Origin of the sequence: Streptomyces niveiscabiei (assembly GCF_001419795.1) — a bacterium.
In the GTDB taxonomy this organism is placed as follows: domain Bacteria; phylum Actinomycetota; class Actinomycetes; order Streptomycetales; family Streptomycetaceae; genus Streptomyces; species Streptomyces niveiscabiei.
The window spans coordinates 1-23516 of record NZ_LIRL01000682.1 but is presented as its reverse complement, the minus strand read 5'-3'; the positions used below and the strand labels follow the sequence as shown (position 1 = coordinate 23516).

Annotated in this window: 22 protein-coding genes and 1 pseudogene; 12 read left to right on the top strand and 11 right to left on the bottom strand. The window is 70.8% G+C overall.

Annotated elements, in window-relative coordinates; translation table 11 throughout:
- Window positions 1–59 precede the first annotated feature (59 nt).
- Window positions 60–437, top strand: a complete 378-nt coding sequence (locus AOK24_RS30450; protein ID WP_055723259.1) for a hypothetical protein — start codon at window positions 60–62, stop codon at window positions 435–437.
- A 309-nt stretch (window positions 438–746) separates the two neighbouring features.
- Here AOK24_RS30450 and AOK24_RS30445 read toward each other — a convergent pair whose 3' ends face one another.
- Entirely contained in the window at window positions 747–1301 is a 555-nt protein-coding gene (locus AOK24_RS30445; protein WP_055723256.1) for a TetR/AcrR family transcriptional regulator, read from the bottom strand.
- A 122-nt stretch (window positions 1302–1423) separates the two neighbouring features.
- On the opposite strand from AOK24_RS30445, the gene AOK24_RS30440 reads away from it, so the two are divergent.
- From AOK24_RS30440 to AOK24_RS52815, 4 genes and pseudogenes are all read left to right on the top strand, one after another.
- Complete coding sequence (locus tag AOK24_RS30440; RefSeq protein ID WP_055723255.1) at window positions 1424–2158, top strand: NADPH-dependent F420 reductase; 735 nt, start codon at window positions 1424–1426, stop codon at window positions 2156–2158.
- A 186-nt stretch (window positions 2159–2344) separates the two neighbouring features.
- On the top strand, window positions 2345–3160 hold the full coding sequence (locus AOK24_RS30435) for an oxidoreductase (protein WP_055723254.1): 816 nt from the start codon (window positions 2345–2347) through the stop codon (window positions 3158–3160).
- A gap of 503 nt (window positions 3161–3663) precedes the next feature.
- Window positions 3664–4026, top strand: a complete 363-nt coding sequence (locus AOK24_RS49830; protein ID WP_055723253.1) for an alpha/beta hydrolase — start codon at window positions 3664–3666, stop codon at window positions 4024–4026.
- A 16-nt stretch (window positions 4027–4042) separates the two neighbouring features.
- Window positions 4043–4932: pseudogene (locus AOK24_RS52815) on the top strand (helix-turn-helix domain-containing protein).
- Window positions 4933–5324: 392 nt separating this feature from the next.
- On the opposite strand, the gene AOK24_RS30420 reads toward AOK24_RS52815, so the two are convergent.
- The 3 genes from AOK24_RS30420 to AOK24_RS30410 form a co-directional block, all read right to left on the bottom strand.
- Window positions 5325–6068: an SDR family NAD(P)-dependent oxidoreductase gene (locus tag AOK24_RS30420; protein WP_055723252.1), complete on the bottom strand. Its 744-nt coding sequence runs from the start codon at window positions 6066–6068 to the stop codon at window positions 5325–5327.
- Between the two features lie 185 nt (window positions 6069–6253).
- Window positions 6254–6823: a TetR/AcrR family transcriptional regulator gene (locus tag AOK24_RS30415; RefSeq protein WP_055723251.1), complete on the bottom strand. Its 570-nt coding sequence runs from the start codon at window positions 6821–6823 to the stop codon at window positions 6254–6256.
- 114 nt (window positions 6824–6937) lie between these two features.
- Complete coding sequence (locus AOK24_RS30410; protein WP_055723250.1) at window positions 6938–8437, bottom strand: MFS transporter; 1500 nt, start codon at window positions 8435–8437, stop codon at window positions 6938–6940.
- A gap of 255 nt (window positions 8438–8692) precedes the next feature.
- On the opposite strand from AOK24_RS30410, the gene AOK24_RS30405 reads away from it, so the two are divergent.
- The 5 genes from AOK24_RS30405 to AOK24_RS30385 all read left to right on the top strand — a co-directional run bounded on the left by AOK24_RS30405 (window position 8693) and on the right by AOK24_RS30385 (window position 13516).
- A complete protein-coding gene (locus AOK24_RS30405; RefSeq protein ID WP_055723249.1) occupies window positions 8693–9568 on the top strand; it encodes an alpha/beta fold hydrolase in 876 nt (291 codons plus the stop codon).
- 106 nt (window positions 9569–9674) lie between these two features.
- Window positions 9675–10376 (top strand): SDR family oxidoreductase, encoded by a 702-nt coding sequence (locus AOK24_RS30400; protein ID WP_055723248.1) that lies wholly within the window; start codon window positions 9675–9677, stop codon window positions 10374–10376.
- Between the two features lie 349 nt (window positions 10377–10725).
- Window positions 10726–12075: an SCP2 sterol-binding domain-containing protein gene (locus AOK24_RS30395; RefSeq protein ID WP_055723247.1), complete on the top strand. Its 1350-nt coding sequence runs from the start codon at window positions 10726–10728 to the stop codon at window positions 12073–12075.
- Window positions 12076–12132: 57 nt separating this feature from the next.
- Window positions 12133–13095, top strand: coding sequence for a PDR/VanB family oxidoreductase (locus AOK24_RS30390; protein WP_055723246.1), 963 nt, complete (start codon window positions 12133–12135; stop codon window positions 13093–13095).
- A 49-nt stretch (window positions 13096–13144) separates the two neighbouring features.
- Entirely contained in the window at window positions 13145–13516 is a 372-nt protein-coding gene (locus tag AOK24_RS30385; RefSeq protein ID WP_055723245.1) for a DUF1330 domain-containing protein, read from the top strand.
- A 511-nt stretch (window positions 13517–14027) separates the two neighbouring features.
- Here AOK24_RS30385 and AOK24_RS30380 read toward each other — a convergent pair.
- From AOK24_RS30380 to AOK24_RS30370, 3 genes are all read right to left on the bottom strand, one after another.
- Complete coding sequence (locus AOK24_RS30380; protein ID WP_055723244.1) at window positions 14028–15002, bottom strand: amidohydrolase family protein; 975 nt, start codon at window positions 15000–15002, stop codon at window positions 14028–14030.
- 45 nt (window positions 15003–15047) lie between these two features.
- Entirely contained in the window at window positions 15048–16634 is a 1587-nt protein-coding gene (locus tag AOK24_RS30375) for a Na+/H+ antiporter (protein WP_055723243.1), read from the bottom strand.
- 151 nt (window positions 16635–16785) lie between these two features.
- Entirely contained in the window at window positions 16786–17802 is a 1017-nt protein-coding gene (locus tag AOK24_RS30370) for a zinc-dependent alcohol dehydrogenase family protein (RefSeq protein WP_055723242.1), read from the bottom strand.
- A 289-nt stretch (window positions 17803–18091) separates the two neighbouring features.
- On the opposite strand from AOK24_RS30370, the gene AOK24_RS30365 reads away from it, so the two are divergent.
- Window positions 18092–18946, top strand: a complete 855-nt coding sequence (locus tag AOK24_RS30365; RefSeq protein WP_055723241.1) for a helix-turn-helix transcriptional regulator — start codon at window positions 18092–18094, stop codon at window positions 18944–18946.
- Window positions 18947–19373: 427 nt separating this feature from the next.
- Entirely contained in the window at window positions 19374–20543 is a 1170-nt protein-coding gene (locus AOK24_RS30360; RefSeq protein WP_055723258.1) for an MFS transporter, read from the top strand.
- An 83-nt stretch (window positions 20544–20626) separates the two neighbouring features.
- Here AOK24_RS30360 and AOK24_RS30355 read toward each other — a convergent pair whose 3' ends face one another.
- The 4 genes from AOK24_RS30355 to AOK24_RS30340 form a co-directional block, all read right to left on the bottom strand.
- Complete coding sequence (locus AOK24_RS30355; RefSeq protein WP_206191287.1) at window positions 20627–21241, bottom strand: MDR/zinc-dependent alcohol dehydrogenase-like family protein; 615 nt, start codon at window positions 21239–21241, stop codon at window positions 20627–20629.
- 139 nt (window positions 21242–21380) lie between these two features.
- A complete protein-coding gene (locus AOK24_RS30350; RefSeq protein WP_055723239.1) occupies window positions 21381–22250 on the bottom strand; it encodes a helix-turn-helix domain-containing protein in 870 nt (289 codons plus the stop codon).
- 122 nt (window positions 22251–22372) lie between these two features.
- Window positions 22373–23071: a type 1 glutamine amidotransferase domain-containing protein gene (locus tag AOK24_RS30345; RefSeq protein ID WP_055723238.1), complete on the bottom strand. Its 699-nt coding sequence runs from the start codon at window positions 23069–23071 to the stop codon at window positions 22373–22375.
- Window positions 23072–23096: 25 nt separating this feature from the next.
- Complete coding sequence (locus AOK24_RS30340) at window positions 23097–23489, bottom strand: nuclear transport factor 2 family protein (protein ID WP_055723257.1); 393 nt, start codon at window positions 23487–23489, stop codon at window positions 23097–23099.
- Window positions 23490–23516: the final 27 nt, after the last annotated feature.

Below are 23516 nucleotides of genomic sequence, written 5' to 3'. Positions count from 1 at the left end.
CTGACAAGCCCCGGGGCTTGTACGACGAGTGCACGCGGAACGGCTGGTATTACTGGGGCATGCAGGAAGAGACCGCACGCTCCGCGATCGACACGTTCATCTCCGCGTTCAACGCCTCCGACGACACCTATGTGACCGACCTGCTCTCCCAGGCCCTGACCTCGGACGTCGTCTTCTGGGGGCCGCTAGGCCGCAGCGAGGGCATCGTGGCGGTCGAGCGGTTCGTGCTCGACCTCCGGCGCCACCCGGCGGGGGCCGGCACGATGGTGCGCTGCTCGGCGGTCGACATGCCGGGCGAATGGGCCCGGTACCAGTGGGTCTTCACCACGCCCGACGGAGGCCCCCGGCTGGCGGGAACGGACGTCGTCCATCTGCGGCGGAGCCTCATCGACCAGGTCATCGTCTTCGCGGGGGAGATCGAACCGTCCGCGTCCTGAGTCGCCTGCTGCTGTTCCCCTTCGGGCGGGCCCTCCTCGCGAGGCCGGCGACGTCCTGAACCCGCCGGAGGTGATCGACGCCGCCTGGCTGCGGGGGCTGTGCCTCGCGTCCGGCGCGGACGACGCGGCGGCGCGGGCGACCTCGACCTGTCGGCTTACCCTGCTCTTCGCCAGCGCCCGCGCGGGCATCGGCGCCGACAACCCGACCGTGGCCGTCCCGGCCGTACGTCGCAGGGGCCCATGGCGTGCCGACCCCCTCGGCGTGCGCATAGCCCGGACGGCCCGCCCCGTACCGAACTGCCGGTCCGGCTACGGCTGTGGGGCGATCCCCCGCACCGCCATCGCCAGCAGCCGCCCCGCCTCCGCGGCCGAATCCCGCTGACGCTCCGTCGCCAGAACGATGCCGGTGACCAGCGTCATGAGGTCCGCCGCCGTCACCCCGGCGGGCGCCGCGCCGGCGTCGATCGCCCGCTTCACCAGCGGTTCACCGGCGTCGATGAGGCGGTCGCAGGGATGCCGGTGGTCCGTCTCCGCGTCGTCCCGCAGCAGCGCGACGGCCATGCCCCGCGCGGAGGTGGAGTACGTCACGAGGGCGGTGAGCCACTCGATCAGCGCGTCCCGCGCGTCCTCACCGGCGGCGAGTTCGACGGCGCGGTCGTGCAGGGCCTCGACACCTTCGTGGAAGACCGCGTCCAGCAGGGCGCGTTTGCTGGGGAAGTGCCGCCGTACGGTGGCGGACCCGACCCCGGCGACGCGGGCGATGTGTTCGAGCGACACCTCCGCGCCGAGCGCGGCGACTTCCTGCTCGGCGACGGCGAGGATCCGCGCGTAGTTGCGCTGGGCGTCGGACCGCCGCGCACTCATGTACCACCTCCCTGTACCCAAAGTGGCGGGGCCCGCCACTTAATGGTTATCGTAGCGGACGCAAAATGGCGGACCCCGCCACTTAGCCGTCCGAGGGCGGCACGACCCCACGCGGAGAGACCATGAGAATCGGCATCGTCGGCACCGGTGCGATCGGGGCGACGCTCGCTCGCAAGCTCGGCGCGCGCGGACACGACGTCACCGTCGCGAACTCCCGGGGACCCCACACCGTCCCGGCCGACGCACTGGCGTCCGGAGCACGCGCGGCGACCGCCGCCGAGGCCGTCCGGGACCGCGACGTGATCATCCTGTCCGTCCCCTTCACCCGCCTCCCCGCACTGGCCGAACTGCTCTCCTCCACCCCCGAGGAGACCGTGGTCATCGACACCTCCAACTACTACCCCCACCTCAACGGCACCGTCGAAGCCGTGGACGACGGCCAGGTCGAGAGCCTGTGGGCGGCCGAGCGGCTGGGGCGCCCCGTGGTCAAGGCGTGGAACGCCGCCCTCGCCGCAACGCTCCGCACCAAGGGGGCGCCGGCGGGCACGTCCGGCCGTATCGCCATCCCGGTCGCGGCCGACTCCGACGAGTCCCGCCGCCTGGCGATGCGCCTCGTCGACGACACCGGCTTCGACCCCTACGACGCCGGCGCGCTCGCCGACTCCTGGCGCCAGCAGCCCATGGGCCCCGCCTACTGCACCGAACTCACCCTCACCGAACTCGCCCCCGCCAAGGCTGCGGCCGACCGGCACAAGGACATACGCGTCCGCGACAGCCTGCCGGCCCGCCTCGCCGCCCTCGGTGACACCTTCACCCACGAGGACGTGGTCGAGATGAACCGAGCCGCCCACCGCTGACACGGGACAGGAGCACATAACGGCTCTTCGTCGACAAGGCGTTTCGCCGACGGTGGCAGGCGGGGAAGTGGGAACCTCCAAGACCGACCGTCCGCCGATCCCGAGGAGCCCCGGATTCGCCCCCAGAAACCGATCGGTCTACGATTGCCGAAACCGATCGGTTTTGCAGTGGATTCGGGAGTACTGATGAGCACACAACGCCCGGTAGCCCTCGTGACGGGCGCCTCCTCCGGCATCGGCAGGCAGACCGCGCTCGCGCTGGCCGGAGCCGGCTTCGCCGTGGTCGGCACCGGCCGTGACACCTCCCGGGTCGCCCCCCTCCACGGCGTGAGCCTCCTCGACCTCGACGTGACGGACGACGCGTCGGTCAGCACGCTGGTCGGACAGGTGATCGCCCGGTACGGACAGATCGACGTCCTGGTCAACAACGCCGGCACCGGCCTGATGGGAGCCGCCGAGGAGAACTCCCTCGCCCAGGCCCGGGACGTCTTCGACGTCAACGTCTACGGCGTGATGCGCATGGTCAAGGCGGTCCTCCCGCACATGCGCGACCGGGGACGCGGCCGGATCATCACCCTCTCCTCCGTCGTCGGCTTCCTCCCCTCCCCGTACATGGCCGTCTACTCCGCGTCCAAGCACGCCATCGAGGGGTACTCCGAATCCCTGGACCACGAGATCCGCCAGTACGGGGTACGCGCCCTCCTCGTCCAACCCGCCTACACCAGCACCGGGTTCGAGGCCAACAGCCCACAGCCCGACACCCCCCTCGCGGCCTACGAACAGCAGCGTCGCGCCTTCGGCCGCCTGTTGGAGACCGCGGTCAGGGACGGCGACGACCCCGCCGCCGTCGCCGAAGTCGTCGTCACGGCCGCGACCGCCCCGAAGCCGAAGCTCCGCTACACCGCAGGCCCCCTCGCCGGCCGCGCCCGCGCCCTGCGCCGATTCGCCCCCGCCGGAATCTTCGACAAGCAGATCCGCAAGCTCAACCGACTGCCCGACTGACACGCCTCCACGGAGCCCCGCTGAATTCTGTTGCGCCGACCTAGGAAAATTCCTTCCCATTGTCGGTTCCGGCGGCAGGACGGAGCCTTGGGATGTCACCCAGGAACGACATCCCCGCCGCGATGGCGGCCACCGACACGTCGAAAGCAGACACAACCGTGAAGCGCGACATCACCTTCGATCGTCAGGGCCTGACCCTGGCCGGCCACCTGTTCACCCCCGACGTCCGGCACCTGTGCGCGGAAATTCGCCGAGCAGGGATTCGTCGCGCTGGCCTTCGACTACGCCCATTACGGGGAAAGCGCAGGCGAACCACGCCAGTTCGAGTCCCCGGCCGAGAAACTGAGCGACCTCAGGGCCGCCGTCACCTACCTCGGCGAGCAGCTGGCCGACGAAAGCACATTCAAACTCACCTACGGCGAGGACGGAATCGCCCAACGTCTCGCGGACGCCGCTGCCGCCCGCCGCACATTCGAGCGGACGGGCGAAGTGACGACCATCCGGTGTACAGCGAGACCGACCCGCAGGCCGCCAACTACAACCAAGCGCCCGGCGCCTACGACTACTACACCGACCCGGCACGCGGAAACGTCCCGCAATACCGGAACACGTTCGACGTCACGTCCTGGGACACGTGGCTCACTCTCGACGCACTCCGCCAGGCGCCGGAGATCACGGCACCGACGATCGTGGTCCACTCGGACGGCTCAGCGCTCCCGGACCACGCGAAGAGGCTCTACGACAGTGTCCGGGGGGAGAAGGAACTCGTGTGGGCCGACGGCACCCACGCCCGCGCAGATGGACAACGCCGTGGCGAACGTGACGCGGTTCTTCCGCACCCACCTGGTCTAGGCGCACAGGCATGACGACCGAGAGGCGACGGTGACCGCGAAGAATCCGCACCTGGAAGAGCTGGGCCAGTTCCTGAAGGCACGCCGCGGCGAACTCGGCCCGACCGCGCTCGGCCTGCCCGCAGGGGACCCCGGAACGCGTCGGGGGAGCGGCCTGCGGCGGGAAGAAGTCGCGGCGCGAGCCGCCATCAGCCACGACCACTACAGCCGCATCGAACAGGGATGCCTCGCCCCCTCCGCGCCGGTACTCGACGCCCTCGCGGACACACTGCGCCTCACACCGGTCGAGCGCACCTACGTCGAAGGGCTCGCCCGGCGTGCCGACCGGCGCACGGCACCCAGGCATCGGCCGACACAGATCCGGCCGCAGCTCCAGCGCCTCCTGGACCGGCTGACGGACACCCCCGCGTTCGTCGTAGGGAAGTACCTCGACTTCCTCGCCTGGAACCCGCTCGCCGGGGCACTGCTCATCGACCTCGACGAAATGGCCCCCACGAGCGCAACTACGTCCGCATGCTCTTCGCCGACCCACGCATGAAGGACTTCTACGACGACTGGGAGGGCATGGCCCGCACCGGCGTCGAACTCCTGCGCATGCAGGCCGTCGACAACCCCAGAGACCCACGGCTCGCGAACCTGGTCGGCGAACTCTCCGTCGGTCACCCCCTCTTCCGCCAATGGTGGGCAGGCCGCCACGTCTCCCGTCAGACCTTCGGCAGCAAAACCATCCACCACCCGGAACTCGGCGAGTTCACCTTCGACTGGGACACCTTCCACTGGAGCGGTGACCCCGACCAGCAACTCACCATCTGGTCACCCGCCCCCGGCTCTCCGACCGAACAGAAACTCCGCATCCTCAACTCCTGGATCCGGCAATCCGGCACGACCGAGAACATCACCGCGAGAAACGCCGAATCGTGACGTCACGAACTGCTCCGCCCAACACCTCTGGCCCGGGGCCGACACCGCCATCCCGGATCTCCGGTGAGTGAACGATCCGGAACGGACACGCGCTGAACTCTGCTGTGCCGGCCGGGGCGCTGGCCGCCTGTCGTAGTGCGGCGGCGTCCGACGCGGTTGCCGACGGCGGTCCAGCGTGGCCATGTCTCCTGGAGCACGCCCTGGGCGCCAGCGGCCGAGCCGAGGATCTCGTGGGCGACGATGGACAGCGGGCTGAGGCGGGTGATGAAGGTGTCGGCGTCGGGCCCGTGGCCGTTGCGGGTCCGACGCCGGGTTCGTTGCCTGTTACGGCCGCCGTCAGGGGCGGCGATCTGCCGACGGCCCGGTGGTCGTCCCCGTCGGTGGCCGGAGGGTCACCACGCTATGGGGCCGAGCCGGTCTGTGAAGGTTCCGGTCGGGCCGTCGGGGTCCAGGAGTGCGAGGCGGATGATGGAGTCGGTGCCTTCGGTGACGGTCAGTTGGCCGGTGTTGTTGTTCATGTCGGTGGCGGCGAAGGTGCGGTTGGCGACTTCTCCGGGGGTGGCGGCGTTGAACTTGATGCCGGGGAATGCCTGTGCGTAGCGGACGGTGAGCATGTTCAGTGCCGCTTTGGAGGAGCTGTAGGAGAGTTCGTGCATCGCCGACACCGGCTGCCCGGGATCGGTCACCACCGAGAACGCTCCGACGGCGCTGGAGACCATCACCACCCGGGGATGGTCGGCGGCCCGCAGCAGCGGCAGGAAGGCGTGGGTGACGCGGATCGGGCCGTAGACGTTGGTGTCGTACACGCCGTGGACCTCCGTGGCCGTCGCCTGTCCGGGGTGGACCGCGTGGCCCGGCGCGCCCGCGTTGTTGACCAGGACGTCCAGCCGGCCGGTGTGCGCACGCACCAGCTCCTCCGCCGCCGTCACGGACGCGTCGGAGGTGACGTCCAGCGGGACCAGGACGACGTCGATGCCCTCGGCGGCCAGCTTCCCGGCGGCCTCACGGCCCCGGCCCTCGTCCCGGGAGCCGAGGAACACCTTCCATCCCAGCGCTCCGAGACGCCGGGCGGTCTCCAGGCCCAGGCCCTTGTTGGCACCGGTGATCAGGACGGTGGACTGCTTCGAATCGCTCATGCCCCCAAGACACCGCTCCCCCCACCCCCGTGACACCGCGTGAGCGGCATCACACCGCCGGACGGTCCTCCACACCTCCCCGGGAACCACGCGGGGACCAGAGCAGACGGACCATCAGGCCAGCCCCAGCCCCGCGTGGGAGAACTGAGCCGCGCTGGAGGCGGTGGGCGAGAAGTCCGCTCGCGTCAGTGGATGTCCGCCGCGTCGAGGAGAGTGACGACGGTGGGGGTGACGAGTCCGGTGAGGCTGTCGGCGCCGATGCCCGCGCGGGCGCTGGCGCCGTCGAAGACGAGGATGAGCTGCCGGGCCAGGAGACCGGGATCGGCGGCGGCGCCCCGTTCGGCCTCGGAGCGGAAGAACGCCGTGAGGTTCCCCTTGATGCGGTGGGCGACCTTGCTGGCAGGGTGGTCCTTGTCCTTGAGCTCGATCTGTACGGCGAGGTACCGGCAGCCGCGGAACTCGGGGGCGTCCGCCTGGAGTTCGGCCTGTTCGAAGACGTGGAGGATCCGCTCGCGGGGGGAGCGGCCGTCGTCCGCCGGGGGCAGGAGGGTCGCGACGAAGGCCGTGGCGCGTTCCTCCAGGCTCGCCGCGAGGAGTTCGTCCTTGGTGTCGAACAGCTGGTACAGGGAGCGCTTGGACACCCCCGCCGCCTTGCAGAGCGCGTCGACGCCGATACCGACGCCGTCCCGGTAGGTCAGGGTGGCAACCGCCTCCAGCAGCCGCTCCCGGGGGCTTGGTTTCACTTGGGTGGTCATACTGCGAGGTTAACGCGATTCCACCCAGAAGAAAACCGATCGGTTTATGAGCTTCGTCGCAGGCGCCGCGCGGCGCCGCCCGCATGCGGGCGCGCGCCACCCGGGGACCCGTACTCAGTGGGCGATCACGGGCTCACCCTCCGACGGCGCCAGGGCCTTGTTCGGTATCAGGATCGCCGCGAGCACCGCGCCGACCGCGAAGAACCCGGCACCCCACGCCAGGGTGGCCGTGTACCCCTCGACCCCGGCCTGCGCGGCGGTCAGCGCACCGGGCCGGTGCGAGGACAGGTAGTCGCTCGCGGCCGACGAGGCGACGGTGGTCAGCAGCGCCGTACTGATCGAACCGCCCACCTGCTGGCCGGTGTTGATCAGCGCCGACGCGACGCCCGTGTCCTCGTGGTGCACGCCGGCGGTCGCACCCTGGAACGCGGTGGTCATCACCCCGCCGAGACCGAGGCCGAGCAGGATCATGCCGGGCATGATGTGGGCGGCGTAGGTGCTGTCCAGCTCAAGCCTGCTCAGCAGGGCCATACCGGCCGCGGCGACCAGGAAGCTGGCGCTGACCACGGCCTTCGGGCCGACCCTGGGCAGCAGCAGCGCGGGCGCCGTGGTCGACGCGGCGACGATCCCCCCGACCATCGGCAGGAACGCCAGACCGGTCTTGATCGGCGAGTAGCCGAGGCTGGCCTCCAGGTAGTAGGTGAGGAACAGGAAGATCGAGAACATCCCCATCCCCACGACGAACACCGCCAGGAACGAACCACCGCGGGTCCGGTCCCGTACGAGCCGCAGCGGCAGCAGCGGATGCGCCACCCTGGACTCCAGCCACACGAAGACTGCGAGCAGGACTGCCCCGGTGATCATGGAACCGAGGGCGACCGGGTCGGTCCAGCTGGTCGATTCGACGTGCGCGAAGCCGTAGACGACGGCGAACAGCGCGGCGCTCACCACGAGGGTGCCGGGAACGTCGATCTCGGGCCGCTTGGTGATCGCGGGCTTGGCCAGCCACAGCAGCGCGCCTACCAGTGCGACGGCCGCGAAGACGACGTTCACGTACATCACCCAGCGCCAGGACGCCCACTCGGTGAGCATGCCGCCGAGCAGCAGCCCGACCGCGCCGCCGGCCCCGGACAGCGCGCTGAAGACGCCGAAGGCCCGCGCCCTCTCGGTCGGTTCGGTGAAGGTGACGCTCAGCAGCGAGAGCGCGGCGGGCGCGAGCAGCGCGGCGAAGAGCCCCTGGGCCACGCGTGCCGCGACGAGGATCTCGAAGCTGCCCGCCGCGCCCCCTAGGACGGACGCGCCCGCGAAACCGATCAGGCCGGTCAGGAAGGTGGTGCGGCGGCCGAAGAGGTCGCCGAGCCGGCCGCCGAGCAGCAGCAGGCTGCCGAACGCCAGGGCGTATCCCGTGATGACCCACTGCCGGCTGCCGTCGCTGAAGCCGAGGTCGTGCTGGGCCGCGGGCAGCGCGATGTTCACGACGGTCGCGTCGAGCGTGACCATGAGCTGCGCCGTGCCCAGGACGGCCAGCACCCACCAGCGGACGGCGTGGGAGCCGCGGCGGCCCGGGTCTGTTGTGTGCGAGGCGGGTGCCTCGCGGTCGAAGGTGGTACTCACGTTTCCCCTTGGTCGCTGGTCACAGGCCCGCAAGTGGCCGGAAACCGATCTGTTTCCATCTAGGTAAACAGATCGGTTTCATCGATGCAAGCCGGGTGGCGGCCCGGGATTGCGCGAGGAAACCGGTCGGTTTACGATTGGCGGGAACCGATCGGTTTCGCCTCGTGCGGGCATGACCGTCCCCGGCTGGCCGTCCGCTCCGCCGGACCGCACCCGAGTCACATATCCGCAGCACACGCGCAAGGAGTCGGCGAGATGCCCCACCGCGAGACCCGCCCCACGATCCACATCCCCGGAACCACCAGCCACGCGCTCGCTCCGCGTGCGGGACACGGCCGCGAGGGAGCACTGCGCTATCTCAAGGCGGGCAGTGGTGCGCCCCTGGTCCTGCTGCACACCGTGCGCACGCAGGCCGAGCACTACCGCCATCTCATCCCGCTGGTCTCGGACCGCTACACCGTCTACGCCCTCGACCTGCCGGGGATGGGCTACTCCGAGATCGTGCCCGGCGCCTCGTACGAGGAACCGGCCATGCGTGCGGGCGTCAAGCGGCTCCTGACCGAACTCGACCTCCACGACGTCACGCTGGTCGGGGAGTCCATGGGGGCCGTGCTCGCCCTCACCGCCGCGGCCGATCTCCCGGAGCGGGTGCGGCGTGTCGTCGCGGTGAACGCGTACGACTTCCGCGGTGGGGTCGCCCGGTCCAGCCTCCTCGCCCGATTCGTGGTCAGCGGTGCCCTCGCGCCCGGGGTGGGCACGATGATCGCAGGGCTTCAGCCCAGGCCCGCCCTCCGCGCGATCATGCAGGGCGGCCTCGGTGACAAGAGCGCGCTGCGGGAGGACTACCTGGGCGAACTCCTCCAGGTGGGCCGCCGTCCCGGCTATCCGGCCGTCGCCCGGGGCGTGTTCCAGGCCATGCCCAGCCTCATCGCCGCCCGCTCGCGCTACACCGAGGTCAAGGCCCCGATCCATCTCGTCTACGGCGAGAAGGACTGGTCCCGGCCCTCGGACCGCGAGGCCAACCGGCTGCTGCTGCCCGCCGCCGACTTCACGCAGGTGCCGAAGGCCGGCCACTTCATCGCCCTGGAGAGGCCCGACGTGCTGGCCGGCCTGCTCAACGAGGCGGCGTGATCGTCCGGCGGCCGGTGCGGGGCCGGTGACGTACCGACTTGCCACCTGAAACCGATCGGTTTACAGTCGATGAAACCGATCGGTTTCCCATTGTGTGGAGGCAGTTGTGACAACACTCAAGGGCGCCACCGTCCTCGTCACCGGAGGCGGCCGGGGCATCGGCAGGACGCTGGTCGAGGAACTCTTCGAACGCGGCGCCGCCAAGGTCTACGCGACGGCCCGCGACCCGCGCACCGTGACCCACTCCCGCGCCGTCGCGCTCCCGCTGGAGGTGACCGACCCGGCATCCGTGACGGCCGCCGCCGAGCGCGCCCAGGACGTCACCGTCCTGATCAACAACGCCGGCGCCTCGGTCCGCGCCTCCTACCTCGACTCCCCGATGGAGGACGTACGCCAGGACCTGGAGACCAACTTCTACGGCCCTCTGCTGCTCACCCGGGCTTTCGCGCCGATCATCGAGCGCAACGGCGGCGGACACATCCTCAACGTCCACTCCGCCCTGTCGTGGCTGGCCGACGGCACGCCCTACAGCGCCTCGAAGGCCGCCCTCTGGTCGCAGACCAACTCCCTGCGTCTGGAACTGAAGCCGCGCGGCATCGCGGTGACCGGCCTCCACGTCGCCTACGTGGACACCGACCTGACGTCGGGGCTCGACGCGCCCAAGGCCGATCCCCGCGATGTGGCGCGGGCGGCGCTGGACGGCGTTGAGGCGGGAGCGCATGAGGTCCTCGCCGACGACACCACGCGCTGGGTCAAGTCCCAGCTGTCTGCGGATCTGGAAGCGCTGTACGCCCAGCTGAACCAGTAGCAGGCCGACACCGGGCCCTCGCCGATCCGGCGAAGGGCACCTGATGTCAGAGACCCGGCTCGTCCTCGGTTACGACGTGGCTCAGGGCTGTGCGAAGAACCTCGCCGATTCGGCACCGCACACCGCGCAGCACAGGAAGTCCCTGGCCCGGCGTATGCCACGGCGCTACCGGCCGGCTGTAGCGCCTCCGCCCTCACCACCGACCCTCACCCGAGCGTCCGCCATGCGCTCTGCCCGGCGTCCGGCCGAACTCGTCGCCGAACGCGGCCTGTCGGCCCCACCCCCACCGAAGTGCGTGACGCGGTCACGCGCGCCTCACGCCACGTCACACAACAGGAAAGGAAGCCCGATGGCCGGTAAGAACAGGCTCGGCGACCATCCCACCGTCGTGAAGGTCCGCCAGCGGGACGATCGCGGCGTCACCCGGCCCGCCGGGCCGCTGGACGCCGACCGGCTGCGGCAGCTGTGCCTCGACGCGGGTGCGGACGACGTCGGGTTCGTCGAGATCGGCCGGGCGGACGTCGCCGACCAGCGGGCGGACCTGGAAGCCGCGCTGCCGGGTGTCCGTACGCTGATCAGCTTCGTGACCCGGATGAACCGGGAGAACATCCGCACCCCGGCGCGCTCGGTGGCCAACCTGGAGTTCCACCACACCGGCGACCACACCAACGAGATCGGGCGGCACGTGGTGGGGGAGCTGGAGGCGATGGGCGTACGCGCCATCAACCCCGCGATGGGCTTTCCGATGGAGATGGACAAGTTCCCCAGGAAGGCGTGGGTCGTCTCGCACAAGCCGGTCGCCGTGGCGGCGGGACTCGGCAGGATGGGAATCCACCGCAACGTCATCCACCCCCAGTTCGGCAATTTCATCCTCCTGGGCACCATTCTCGTCGACGCCGAGGTCAGCGAATACACCCGGCCCATCGACTACAACCCCTGTCTGGAATGCAAGTTGTGCGTGACGGCCTGCCCGACCGGGGCGATTGCCTCCGACGGGCATTTCAACTTCTCCGCCTGCTACACGCACAACTACCGCGAATTCATGGGGGGATTCGGCGACTGGGCGGAACAGGTCGCCGAGAGCCGCACCGCCGACGACTACCGCTCGCGCGTGAGCGACGCCGAGAGCGCGTCCATGTGGCAGAGCCTGTCCTTCGGCGCCAACTACAAAGCGGCCTACTGCATGTCGGTGTGCCCGGCCGGCGAGGACGTCATCGGGCCCTGGCTGGAGAACCGCAAGTCCCACCTCACCCAGGTCGTTCGCCCCCTGGTGGACAAGGAAGAGACCGTCTACGTCGTTCCCGGCTCCGACGCCGAGCAGCACGTGGCCAAACAGTTCCCCAACAAGCGGACGAAGCACGTCGCGATGAGCCTGCGCGCGCACAGCATCGACGGCCTCGTGGAAGGCATGCCGCTGATCTTCCAGCGCGAACAGGCCAAGGACATGTCCGCCACCTACCACTTCACCTTCACCGGCGACGAGTCCCGGCAGATCACCGTGACCATCCGCGACCGCGAACTCGGCATCACCGACGGACACCACGGCGACGCGGACCTCAAGGTCACCGCCGACACGGCCACCTGGCTGCGGTTCCTCACCAAACCGACCGTTCTGGCGTGGGCCCTCGTCCGCCGGCAGATCAAACTCCAGGGCTCTCCCCGGCTGTTGCGCGAATTTGGCCGCTGTTTCCCGTCCTGACCGGCCACGGAATCGCGTACCACCGCCTCACCCCCCCCACGAGAAGAAAGTCAGGCCATGAGCAATCCCGGCACCGAAGTCGAACTCGACCTCGTACTCGACCGCAAAGAAGCGATAGCCGACGGCGTCGTCCTGCTGACACTGCGCGACCCGGCAGGCCGGCCCCTTCCGGAATGGGAACCGGGAGCACACATCGACCTGGTCCTGCGCGCCGACCTCGTCCGGCAGTACTCGCTGTGCGGCGACCCGGCGGACCGGTCCCGCCTCCAGGTCGCGGTGCTGCGCGAACCGGAGAGCCGGGGCGGGTCGAGCCACGTGCACGACGTGCTCACCGCAGGCGACCTTGTGCGCATCCGCGGCCCGCGCAACCACTTCCCCCTCGTGAAGGCCAAGAACTACCTGTTCATCGCCGGCGGCATCGGCGTCACCCCGATCCTCCCCATGATCGCGGCCGTCGACGCGACCCGCGCCGACTGGCGCCTCGTCTACGGCGGCCGTACCCGAGCGTCCATGGCCTTCGCCGAGACCCTGCGACAGACGTACGGAGACCGGGTGACCCTCCACCCCCAGGACGAGTACGGCCTCCTGGACCTGCCCTCCCTGCTCGGCAAGCCGCAACGCAAGACGGCCGTCTACACCTGCGGCCCCGAACCCCTCCTCGCGGCCGTCGAGACCAGCTGCGAGACCTGGCCCGCCGGCTCCCTCCACCTGGAGCGCTTCGCCCCGAAACAGGACGCCACCACCGGCCCGCGCACCACCTTCGAGGTCGAACTCGCCCAGAGCGGCCGGACCCTGAAGGTCTCCCAGGACATGACCATCCTGGAAGCCGTCGCGGACGCCGGTGTCTCCGTGATGACCTCCTGCGAGGAAGGCATCTGCGGCACCTGCGAGACGACCGTCCTCTCCGGCGAGATCGACCACCGCGACTCCGTCCTGGACGACGAGGAACGCGCCGCCGGCGACACCATGATGATCTGCGTCTCCCGCGCCAAGAGCGACCGCCTGGTCCTCGACCTCTGATCTCCGTCCGACCAATGAAAACGCGATTGCCCGGAGAGGAATACCGGAAATGACCGAGAATTCACGACAGAAGAAGTTCTACGCCCTCAACATGTTCGACGTGGTCGACCTGGAGAAATACCTCGCGTATTTCAGCCGACTGCCCGAAGTCGCCCCACAATACGGCGGGCGCATGGTGGCATTCGGCCGCTTCCAGGACAACGTGACCGGTGACGTGACGCCACGGCAGGTCCTGTTCCTCGTCGAATGGGAGTCGGAAGAGGCGTTCACCAGCTTCCGCGACGATCCCGAGCTGGCCGACCTGCATCCCCTGCGGGAGGACGGGACCGCCTCCTACGTCTGGCAGACGTTCGGCGGTCTCGACATGAGCGACCCCACCGCCGTCTCCCTCGACGATGTACTGGCCGTGCTCAAGCCCTGACACCCCGCCGCCTCTCCCTGGGTGCTGACGCCCAGTTCGGACAGGATCTGACGGACGTGGAACTCGACCGTGTGCCCGGTGACATGGAGGGTCTCCCGGCGAGCGGCGTGGCCCTGCGCCCGTCCCTCTCAGTTGCCCCTCGCCGGTGGGTGAGCGCAGGCAGCGTGTCCGTCCCGTCGGCTTATCCCTTCGGACAGTCGGAACCGTCCGAAGGGACAGCGGAAGCAGAGCTTCCGGCAGGAGAGGCTGGAGGCGTTGGAAACAGGCATTGGGTGCAGAGCCGACACTTCGAGTACGTGGGGAGAAAAGGTGAGAACCGTCTTCAGGCGGCTCCGGAAGGCCGGAGTGACAGCCCTGGTCGTGAGTTCCGCACTCGGGGCCGTGTTCCTGGCGCAGACACAGGCTTCCGCAGGCTGGGTCCCGAGGCCGCCCTCGCCGCCCGGCTGCGGAGTCTGCTGACAGGCAGATCGCCCCGGTGCGCGGTCCTTCGCCGACTCGTCGCGCACAGGGGTCAGCGCTCTCGCCCTTGCGGCGTCCGAGGGAAGAGGCGCAAGGCGTTCGCTGTCGTCAGCGAGCGCCATGTGGTGTCTCGCGTAGGCGGCTCGGCCGTGTCGAGCGCCGCGATGTGGGCGTCGGCGAGCGGCCCGGGTGTCCAGCAGTAGTCGCTGCCGAAGAGCACGCGGTCGGGGCCTGCCAGTTTCAGCAGGGCCGGAACCTGGCGCGGGAAGGCCGTACCGGCGAGGTCGTAGTACAGGGAGCCCAGTTGCTCCACCGCGTCCGGCGCGGGCGTGCCCTGGGCCGACGGCACGAAGAGCCGCAGGAACTCGGCGATGCGGTCGGCCAGGACAGGGATCGCGCCCCCGCAGTGCGGGACGATCACCCGGAGACCCGGATGCCGGGTCAGGACGCCCGCCGTCACCAGGTCCGTCACGGCACGGGCCGTGTCGAAGATGTACTCGACCATCGGACGCGGTCGGCCGAGAGCGGACCGCTCCCAGCACACGGGGGAGGTGGGGTGCAGGAAGACGACAGCCGCCCGGCGGTCCAGCTCGGCGAACACCGGCTCCAGCAGCGCGTCGCCCAGGTACACACCGCGGGTGTGAGTCAGCAACACCACCCCGTCGGCGCCCAGTTCGTCGAAGGCGAAGGCGATCTCCTCCAGCGCGCCGTCCACGTCCGGCAGCGGAAGCGATACGAACGTGCCGAAGCGGCCCGGGTGGTCGTGGGCCACGCCGGCGGTGTACTCGTTGACGCGCCGGGCCAGGACACGGGCCGCCTTGTCGTCGCCGAAGTGCACGCCGGGGGAGGACAGGGAGAGCATCGCGGTCGCGATGCCGTTGCGGTCCATCAGATCCAGGTGGTCGCGTACGGACCACGACGGCCAGCCGGCCATGCCGTCGGGATGGGCATGGCCCGCCGCGGTCGCCTGCTCCACGTAGAAGCCGGGCAGGTGGTGGGCGTGGACGTCGATGAGGCCAGAGGTCATGGCGGCGAGCTTTCTTCTCGTGGGCCGGGAACGGGGGCGCCTGCGCTACTCCACCTGCTCGCCCCCGGCCAGCCGGACCTCCTCGTTGTCCAGGGCCGCCTGGAGCCGGCGCAGTACGGTGTCGTCGATCCGCGCCTCGTCCCTCAGACGGACGACGGTCGCGCGCTTCGTGGCGATGAGAGCGAGGCGGAGGTCGGTGTAGTGGCGGTTGTGGAGCAGGGCGGGGTTGTCGTCCGCGCCCGCGCCCCGGGCCCGTACGGTCGCGAGGCCGGCCTCGTACTCCTGCCGCAGCCACTCCACGACCTGGGGCGTGGTGCCCAGTTCGGAGGCGAGCCGGGGCAGCGCCTCGATGGCCTCCTCGGCCGCCAGGGTCTCGGCGAGGAACTGCTCCTCGTCGACGGAGGTGTCGCGGGGCAGCCGGGCCCAGCGCACCACACCCGGCAGCAGCAGCCCCTGCACCACGAGGGTTACGACGATGACGCCGGAGGTGACGAAGACGATGAACGCCCGGCCGGGGAACGGCTCACCCGAGTCGAGGGTCTCCGGCACCGACAGCGCCACCGCGAGTGACACCGCGCCCCGGAAACCCGCCAGCCCGCTGACCACACGCGCGCGGTCGCTCATCCGGCGCAGCCGCTGCCCGGGACGCCGGTCGAGGGCGCGGATCAGATAGGCGGAGGCGAACAGGAACACGAACCGGACCGCGACCAGGACCACGCTGACCACCCCGACCGCGATGAGGGCGTCCCGGAGGTCGGAGCGGCTCAAGTGCCGCAGCGCGTACTGGAGTTCCACCCCGACCAGGACGAACAGCGCGCCGTTGATGATGAACGTGGCCAGCGGCCAGAAGGCCAGCGCCTGACGGCGGTGCTGGGCGCGGATCAGGCGGGGCGCCACCTGGGCCATGATCAGACCGCTCACCACGACCGCGAGAACGCCGGAGGCGTGGACCGACTCGGCCAGCAGGTACGCCGTGAACGGCGCCAGGATCATGACCAGATTGCCCAGCAGCGGATCGTCCAGCCGCCGCCGCAGGTTCATGTTGACCCAGGCGACCACGACGCCGACGACGGCCCCGCCGCCGTACGCGAGCAGGAACAGCGCGCCGACGTGGGGGAGGGTGAGGTGCTCCTCGCCCACGGTGATGCCGACCGCCAGACCGTAGATCACCAGCGCGGTGCCGTCGTTGACGAGGCTCTCCGCGCGCAGGACCGTGATCTGCCGGCGCGGCAGGGCACCCGCCAGTGCGCTCACCGCCGTCGCGTCGGTCGGCGCCACGGCCGCGCCCAGCGCCCACGCCGGCCCCCACGGCAGCCCGAGCGCGTGCCCGGCGACCGCCACCGCCCCCGCGGTGAGGATCACCAGCACCGTACTGAGCAGGACGATGCCGCGCAGGTTCGAGCGGATCTCCCGCATCGACGTGGTCAGGCTCTCCCAGTACAGCAGCACGGGAAGGAAGAGCAACAACACCACCTCGGGCGGGAGTTGCGTCTGCCGGACGGCCGGCACGAGACCGATGAGGGCGCCCAGGACCAGCAGCACGACAGGCGGCGCGACCCGCAGCCGCTGCCCCAGGACGTTCCCCGCCAGCACCGCCGCACCCAGGACGACGACAAGTTCGAGACCGTGCATGACCGCTACTCCGGTGCGGGGCCGGCCGACGCCGGCCCGGCGGATCGCAGGGGGTTCGCCCCGGCCGCCCGGGCGGCCGACGCCGTGCTCCGGTACGCCGTACCGGCGCGGCGTGATCGTCCCGGTTCCGGGCGCCTGACCCGAGGAACTCTCACGGACGCAGCAGCGCCTTGACGGCGCGGCGCTCGTCCATGGCCCGATACCCCTCGGCCGCCTCCTCCAGAGGCAGGGTGAGGTCGAAGACCTTGCCCGGGGCGATACGGCCGTCGAGGACGCGGTCGATCAGGCCGGGAAGGTAGGAGCGCACCGGGGCGAGGCCGCCGCGCAGGCCGACGTGGGAGAAGAACAACTCCTGGCCGTCGATCCGCGTACCGTGCGGGAAGCCGACGAAACCGACGTTGCCGCCCGGACGCGCCGACTTCAGGCCCTGGCGCATCGACTCCTGCGAGCCGACGCACTCCAGGACCGAGTCGGCGCCGACGCCGTCCGTCAGCTCCTTGATACGGGCGACGCCCTCCTCGCCCCGCTCGGTGACGATGTCGGTGGCGCCGAACTCCAGGGCCAGCTTCTGCCGGGACCCGTGCCGGCTCATGGCGATGATCCGCTCGGCGCCCAACTCCTTCGCGGCGATGACCCCGCACAGGCCGACCGCGCCGTCACCGACGACCACGGCCGTCGAACCGGGCCCGACCTCGGCGGCCCGGGCGGCGTACCAGCCCGTGCCCATGACGTCGGACAGGGTCAGCAGACTCGGGATCAGCTCCTCGTCCGGCAGCTCCGGGGTGGCGACCAGGGTGCCGTCGGCGAGCGGGACGCGGACGTACTCGGCCTGGGCGCCGTTCACCTGCTGCGCGTGCAGACACGACGTCTGGTACCCGGCCCGGCAGTTGGGGCAGGTGTTGTCGGAGGCCACGAAGGAACCGATGACGAACTGTCCCGGCCGGACGGCTGTGACCTCGCTGCCGACCTCCTCGACGACACCGACGTACTCGTGGCCGATCGCCCACGGTTCGGCGACCGGCAGGACGCCGCGGTAGCTCCACAGGTCGGAGCCGCACACGCAGGCGGCGACGGTGCGGACGACCGCGTCCGTCGGTGCCTCGATCCTCGGTTCCGGGGCGTTCTCCACCCGGATGTCCCCCGGCGCGTGAATGATGGTTGCTCGCATCGTGCCTTCCCGGCTCTCGTGATGTCTGTCGTGCCGCCGTCGGGCGTCAGCGTGCCCGTTCCCCAGATGGGTGATGGCCTCGATCGTGGGGGCGGAATTCTGAAATCCAGGAGCCCGCGAAGGGGAGAATTCCACCGACAGAACTGCTTAGCCAGGGGGGAAATCCTTACCCCCCTCCAGGCGGCCCCACAATGCCGGACTGCCCCCGCGTGCCGTCGGCCCGCCCGGCTGAACCGGGGAGAAAATCCTCCCCCTCACAGGCCGCCCGAACCCTGCGACACTCGCTGCCATGTACACCGAAGCGCGCTGGTCCGAACTGGGAGAGTTCCTCAAGGCGTGCCGGGCGCAGCTCAGCCCGCGGACCGTCGGGCTCCCCGAGACCGGGACACGCCGCCGGGTGCCGGGGCTGCGCCGTGAGGAGGTCGCCCACCTCGTGGGGATCAGCACCCACGCGTACGCCCGACTGGAACAGGGACGCGCTCCGGTGCCCAGGACGGTGCTCGCCGCGCTCGTCCGCGCCCTCCACCTCGACGACGCCCAGCGCGACCGCCTGTTCGAGCTGGCCGCGGGAGGCGTCCGCGAACCGCGCCGCCGGCCGGCGCAGAAAGCCCACCCGCAGCTCCTGCGCCTGCTGGACGAGCTGACCACGAGCCCCGCACTCGTCATCGGCCGCCACCTGGACATCCTCGCCTGGAACCCCACGGCAGCCGCCCTGCTCACCGACTTCGACGAGATCCCCGCGAAGAAGCGCAACTACGCGCGCCTGATGTTCACCGACCCCGCCTTCCGGGAGCTGTGCCTCGACTGGCGGACCAACGCCCGGACCTGCGTGACCCAGCTGCGCATGGAGGCCGCCCGCCACCCCGGTGACCCCGATCTCGCCGCGCTCGTCGGCGAGTTGTCCGTCGCCGACGCCGACTTCCGGCGGTGGTGGGCGGGCCGCCAGATGAACGCCCTGCGGACGGGAACGGGACGGCTGCGCCACCCGGTCGTCGGCGACCTCACCCTGGACTGGGACAGCCTGACCTGCACCGCCGACCCCGCACAGAACCTGCTCGTCGCCACCGCCGAACCCGGCACCCCCTCGCACGACGGGCTGCTGTTCCTCGCATCGTGGACCGCGGACCCGGAACAGCCCGCCTGACGGGCCGACGAAAGCCGTGCCGCAGCCTCGCGGCCCGCGTCGGCGAGGAGCAGCGACCGCTCCGGCAGCCACCTGGAGGCGAGCAGGTACGCGGTGACGCATCCCGCCGAGGCCACCGACGACCGGGTGGCGCAGCCCTCAGGGCCATTTCCACCTCCTGAATTCGAGCTCCGGCGACCATGGCCGCCGGTCCGTTGAACAGGCCTCGCGAAAGGGGGGGGAGGAATTCATCCCCCGTACGGGCGGTACCCGGGACGTAAAGCAGCCTCTTTTTCTTTCTCCCGGCGAAGGGCAGCGTGTCTCTCCCCTGAGCCCAGTGCTGTCCGTCGGCACCTTCCGCACCACCCTGCGCTTCGAGAAACGCGACCTGCCCGGCGCACCCCACCGATACGACGTCGGCAGCCGGGGCCCGTCTGAGAGGAAAGCAATGAACCGCGCCCTCACACCGCTGTTCGCGACCGCGGGCGGCACCGCGGTCGCGAACCTCTACTGGGCCCAGCCGCTGACCGGCCTCATCGCCGGTGACCTGAACGCCTCCACCACGTCGGCAGGCCGGCTCGTGACCGCCACGCAGATCGGCTACGCGGCCGGAGCGCTACTGCTGGTGCCGCTCGGCGACGTCCTTGACCGGCGCCGGCTCATCCCCGGCCTGATGCTCTGCGCCGCCCTCTCCCTCGTCGCCTGCGCCATCGCCCCGTCCCTGGGCACGCTCCTGACGGCCACGACCCTCCTGGGCCTGACGACCGTCAGCGGCCAGCTGCTCACCCCGCTCGCCGGCGACCTCGCCGACGACACCGACCGCGGACAGGCCGTCGGCACGGTGGTCTCCGGGCTGCTCATCGGCATCCTCACCTCCCGCACCGTCAGCGGAGTTCTCGCGGACACCGCCGGATGGCGTGCCGTGTACGCCGTCGCCGCGGCGGCCTCCGTCGCCTTCGCGCTGCTCCTGCACCGGGCGATCCCGCCGCTCGCTCCGCGGGCCCGGATGCCCTACCCGAGGCTGCTGCTCGCGGTGTGGCAGGCGGTCCGCGAGGAACGCGCGGTCCGCTGGACCCTGGTCCTCAGCGCCACCGCCTTCGGCGTCTTCACCATGTTCTGGACCGCCCTGACCTTCCTGCTCAGCGCGGAACCGTTCTCCTATCCGGTCGCCGCCATCGGCCTGTTCGGCATCGTCGGCCTGGCCGGGGCGCTCGCGGCGCGGCGCGCGGGGCGGCTCCACGACCAGGGCCGCTCCACGCCCGCCACCGGCTGGGGCTGGGCCGTGATCGTGGTCTCCTTCGCCGTCGCGGCCTGCGCCGGCCGGTCCCTGGCGGGGATCGTCGTGGCCGTCGTCCTGCTCGACATCGGCGTACAGGCCGTGAACATCCTCAACCAGACGCGGCTGTTCGCGCTCGCGCCGCAGGCCCGCAGCCGCCTCAACACGGCCTTCGTCACCTGCAACTTCCTCGGCGGCGCGGCAGGCTCCGCCGCCGCCTCCGCCCTGTGGCCGGACGGCGGCTGGAGGGCCGTCTCCCTGACAGGAGCCGGCCTGGGGTGCGCCGCACTCCTCGCCTGGGCCTTCGGCCGCAGAGGGCCGCTGCTGACCGCGCGCCCTTGATCCCGCCGCTCGCCATGACGTTCCCGATCGGCTCTGGTTTCGGTGCCACAAGCATCACCGCCGATGCCCTCCCGGCATCGACCTCAGCGGAAAGCTCGCCGTCCCCGCGCAGCGGCCCTCGAACCCGGCGGCGCCCGCGTGGTCTCCGGCGGCCACCACGCGGGTGCGGCCGGAAACCGTCCGACCGCACCCGCGCGCCGGCGCTGGACGATCGGCTCGTGGACGATGCCGCGCTCACCGGGGCGGCCGTAGGCCAGCGGCGTGACCAGTCGGCCTCGGTCACGCACCGCCCGAGCGGGGAGAACGCCGAGGGAGGCGCCGTCGAAGCCCTCGGGCACCTCCGCGCGCACCCGGTCCGGGTACCCGGCGCCGGGATCCAGGACGATGTCCGCGCCCAGCTCCTCGCCCAGGGCCTCGTCCCGCTCCGACGCGTCGGCCACTACCCGCGGCCCGTCTGCCTTGGCCCGCTGGACGGCGTAACCGCCCACCGCGCCGGCCGCTCCGGTGACGGCGAGGGGCTGCCCCGCCGCGAGGCGCGCGGTGAGACCGTTCATCGGCCTGTACGTCGCTCGCGCTGCGGGGTGCGCGTGCCACCGACTCGGCCGGGACGACGACCTGCTCGGCATCACGTGGTCGTCGACGCGCAGGTCCGTCTCCGTACCCGCGCCGATCTGGTCCACGACGCAGGCGGCCTCCATGGCGGGAACGAACGGCGGCCGGGAGCCAGTGGACCGGGCGGGGCCGCCGCGCGCAGCCGGACACGTGCCTCGCCGGGACCGGCGTCCGGGGCGGGCAGCTTCAGGGCCTTCAGCATGGCCGCTCCTACGAAGGGGGCGTTCAGGTCGCCGCGTCGGTCGCCGTCGGCTTCTGGTCGGCGTTCCAGGAGGCGAGGAGGCGCAGGCCGTCGTGGGAGGGGGTGCCGGGTTCGGCGTTCCATACGATGATGTGCTGGTCGGGGTCCGTGCCGCAGGTGAGGGTGTTCCAGTCGAGGGTCAGCTCGCCCACCACGGGATGCCGCAGCTTCTTGACGCCCTTGCCCCGCGCAGCGACGTCGTGCTCGGTCCACCACTGCCGGAACTGCGCGTCACGGGCGGAGAGTTCCTCGACGAGCGCGGTGAGCGGCTGGTCGTCGGGGTAGCGCGCGCTCTCCATGCGCAGTTGGGCGATGGCCAGCCGCGTGACCTCCTCCCAGTCGACGTACAGCTCGCGCATCCAGGGCTCGGTGACCAGCAGCCGGACGAACACCCGCTCCGGCTCGGGGTAGCGCCCGAAGTCGGTCCACAGGGCGGCGGCGAGCCGGTTCCAGCCGAGGATGTCGGTGCACCGGCCGATGACGAAGGCGGGGGAGGCGCTGAGATCGTCCAGCATGCGCTGCAACTGCGCGTCCACCTGCTGGCGCTCGCGGTACACGGACGGCCGCGTCTTCTCCTTCGCCGCGAGGTCGAAGAGATAGGCCCGCTGGTCGTCGTTGAGCCGCAGCACCTGGGCGATCTCGTCGAGCAGGGGAGCCGACGCCTGGATCCGGCCCTGTTCGATCCGGGTGTAGTACTCGGTGCTGATCGCGGCGAGGAGGGCCACCTCTTCACGGCGCAGGCCCTGCACGCGCCGTCGCTGCCCGCCGCGCAGACCGACATCGGAGGGGGCGAGCTCGGCACGACGGGCTTTGAGGAACTCACCCAGCTCGTTCAGATGAGGGTTGCGCTTCATGACCTTCAGCCTGGCACAGAAGCCGCGGGGGGAGAGGGGGACGGATCACTCCCCTGGCTGATCGGCCGAGGCCCGGTGCGCGCATCGCGTACCGGGCCTCGGGGGGAGGCGTTCCGGGATCGTCAGTTCAGCGTCTTGACCAGCTCCTCGGCGAGCGGAACGGCCGAGTAGGGGTTCTGGCCGGTGAAGAGGGTGCGGTCGACCTCGACGTGCGGGGTGAACGGCTCGCTCTCGCGGTAGTCGGCCCGAAGCTCGCCCACGAGGCGGTCCTGGAGCAGCCACTTCGCCCGGTCCGCGAGGCCGTTCCGCTTCTCCTCGGCATTGGACAGTCCGGTCAGCCGGTAGCCGGCGTACGGGGACGTCCCGTCGGGGCGGACGGTGGCGAGCAGGGCGGCGGGGCCGTGGCACACCAGCGACACGGGCTTGCCGGACGCGAGCCAGTCGGTGAGCAGCCTGCCGGAAGCGGCGTCGCCGGGCAGGTCCTCCATGGGCCCCCAGCCGCCGGGGTAGAAGACGGCCGCGTAGTCGTCGATGTCGACGTCCTCGATACGCATCGGGTTCGCCAGCTCGGTCGCCTCGCGCACCGCCGTCCGCATCCGCTCGGCGCCCTCCTCGCCGCCGTTGAAGTCGGCGGTGAGGCTGAGCGCGTCCACGGTGGGCGGGACGCCGCCCGGTGTCGCCGCCGCGATCTCGTACCCGGCCGCCTTGAAGACCCGGTAGGGGCCGATGGCCTCCTCGGCCCAGTAGCCCGTGGGCTGCCGGGTTCCGTCGGCGAGCGTCCAGTGGTCGGCGGCCGTGATCACGAAAAGGATCTTTGCCATGGTGAGAGGGTCTCCTTCGGGAGGGTCAGCCCTTGAGGGCTTCCTGGAGGACGTGGCTGTCGGCGATCTGCCGCATCCGTACGGCCCGGCCGTCGCGGACGGTCCACAGGTGCAGGAACCGGACGTCGGCCTTGTTCCCGGTCTTCGTCTCGGCGTGGTAGTGGCCGAAGACGAAGACGTGGCCGGCCTCGTCGGCGTAGAACTCCTCGGGCACCGCGCCGAAGGACTCGTAGTTCGGCATCGTCCTGCCGAAGAAGTCCGTGGCCACGCTGTCCCAGCCGTGATAGACGCCCCCGCCGGGGAAGCCGGGGGTGATGTCCCAGACGAAGTCCTCGGCCATCGCCTCCTTCGTGACCTCGGGCGCCATCCGGGACTCGTAGACCCGGCGGACGAGGGCGAGGCTCGGGGAATCGGACATGGGGAACTCCTTGCGGGGGGTGGGGGA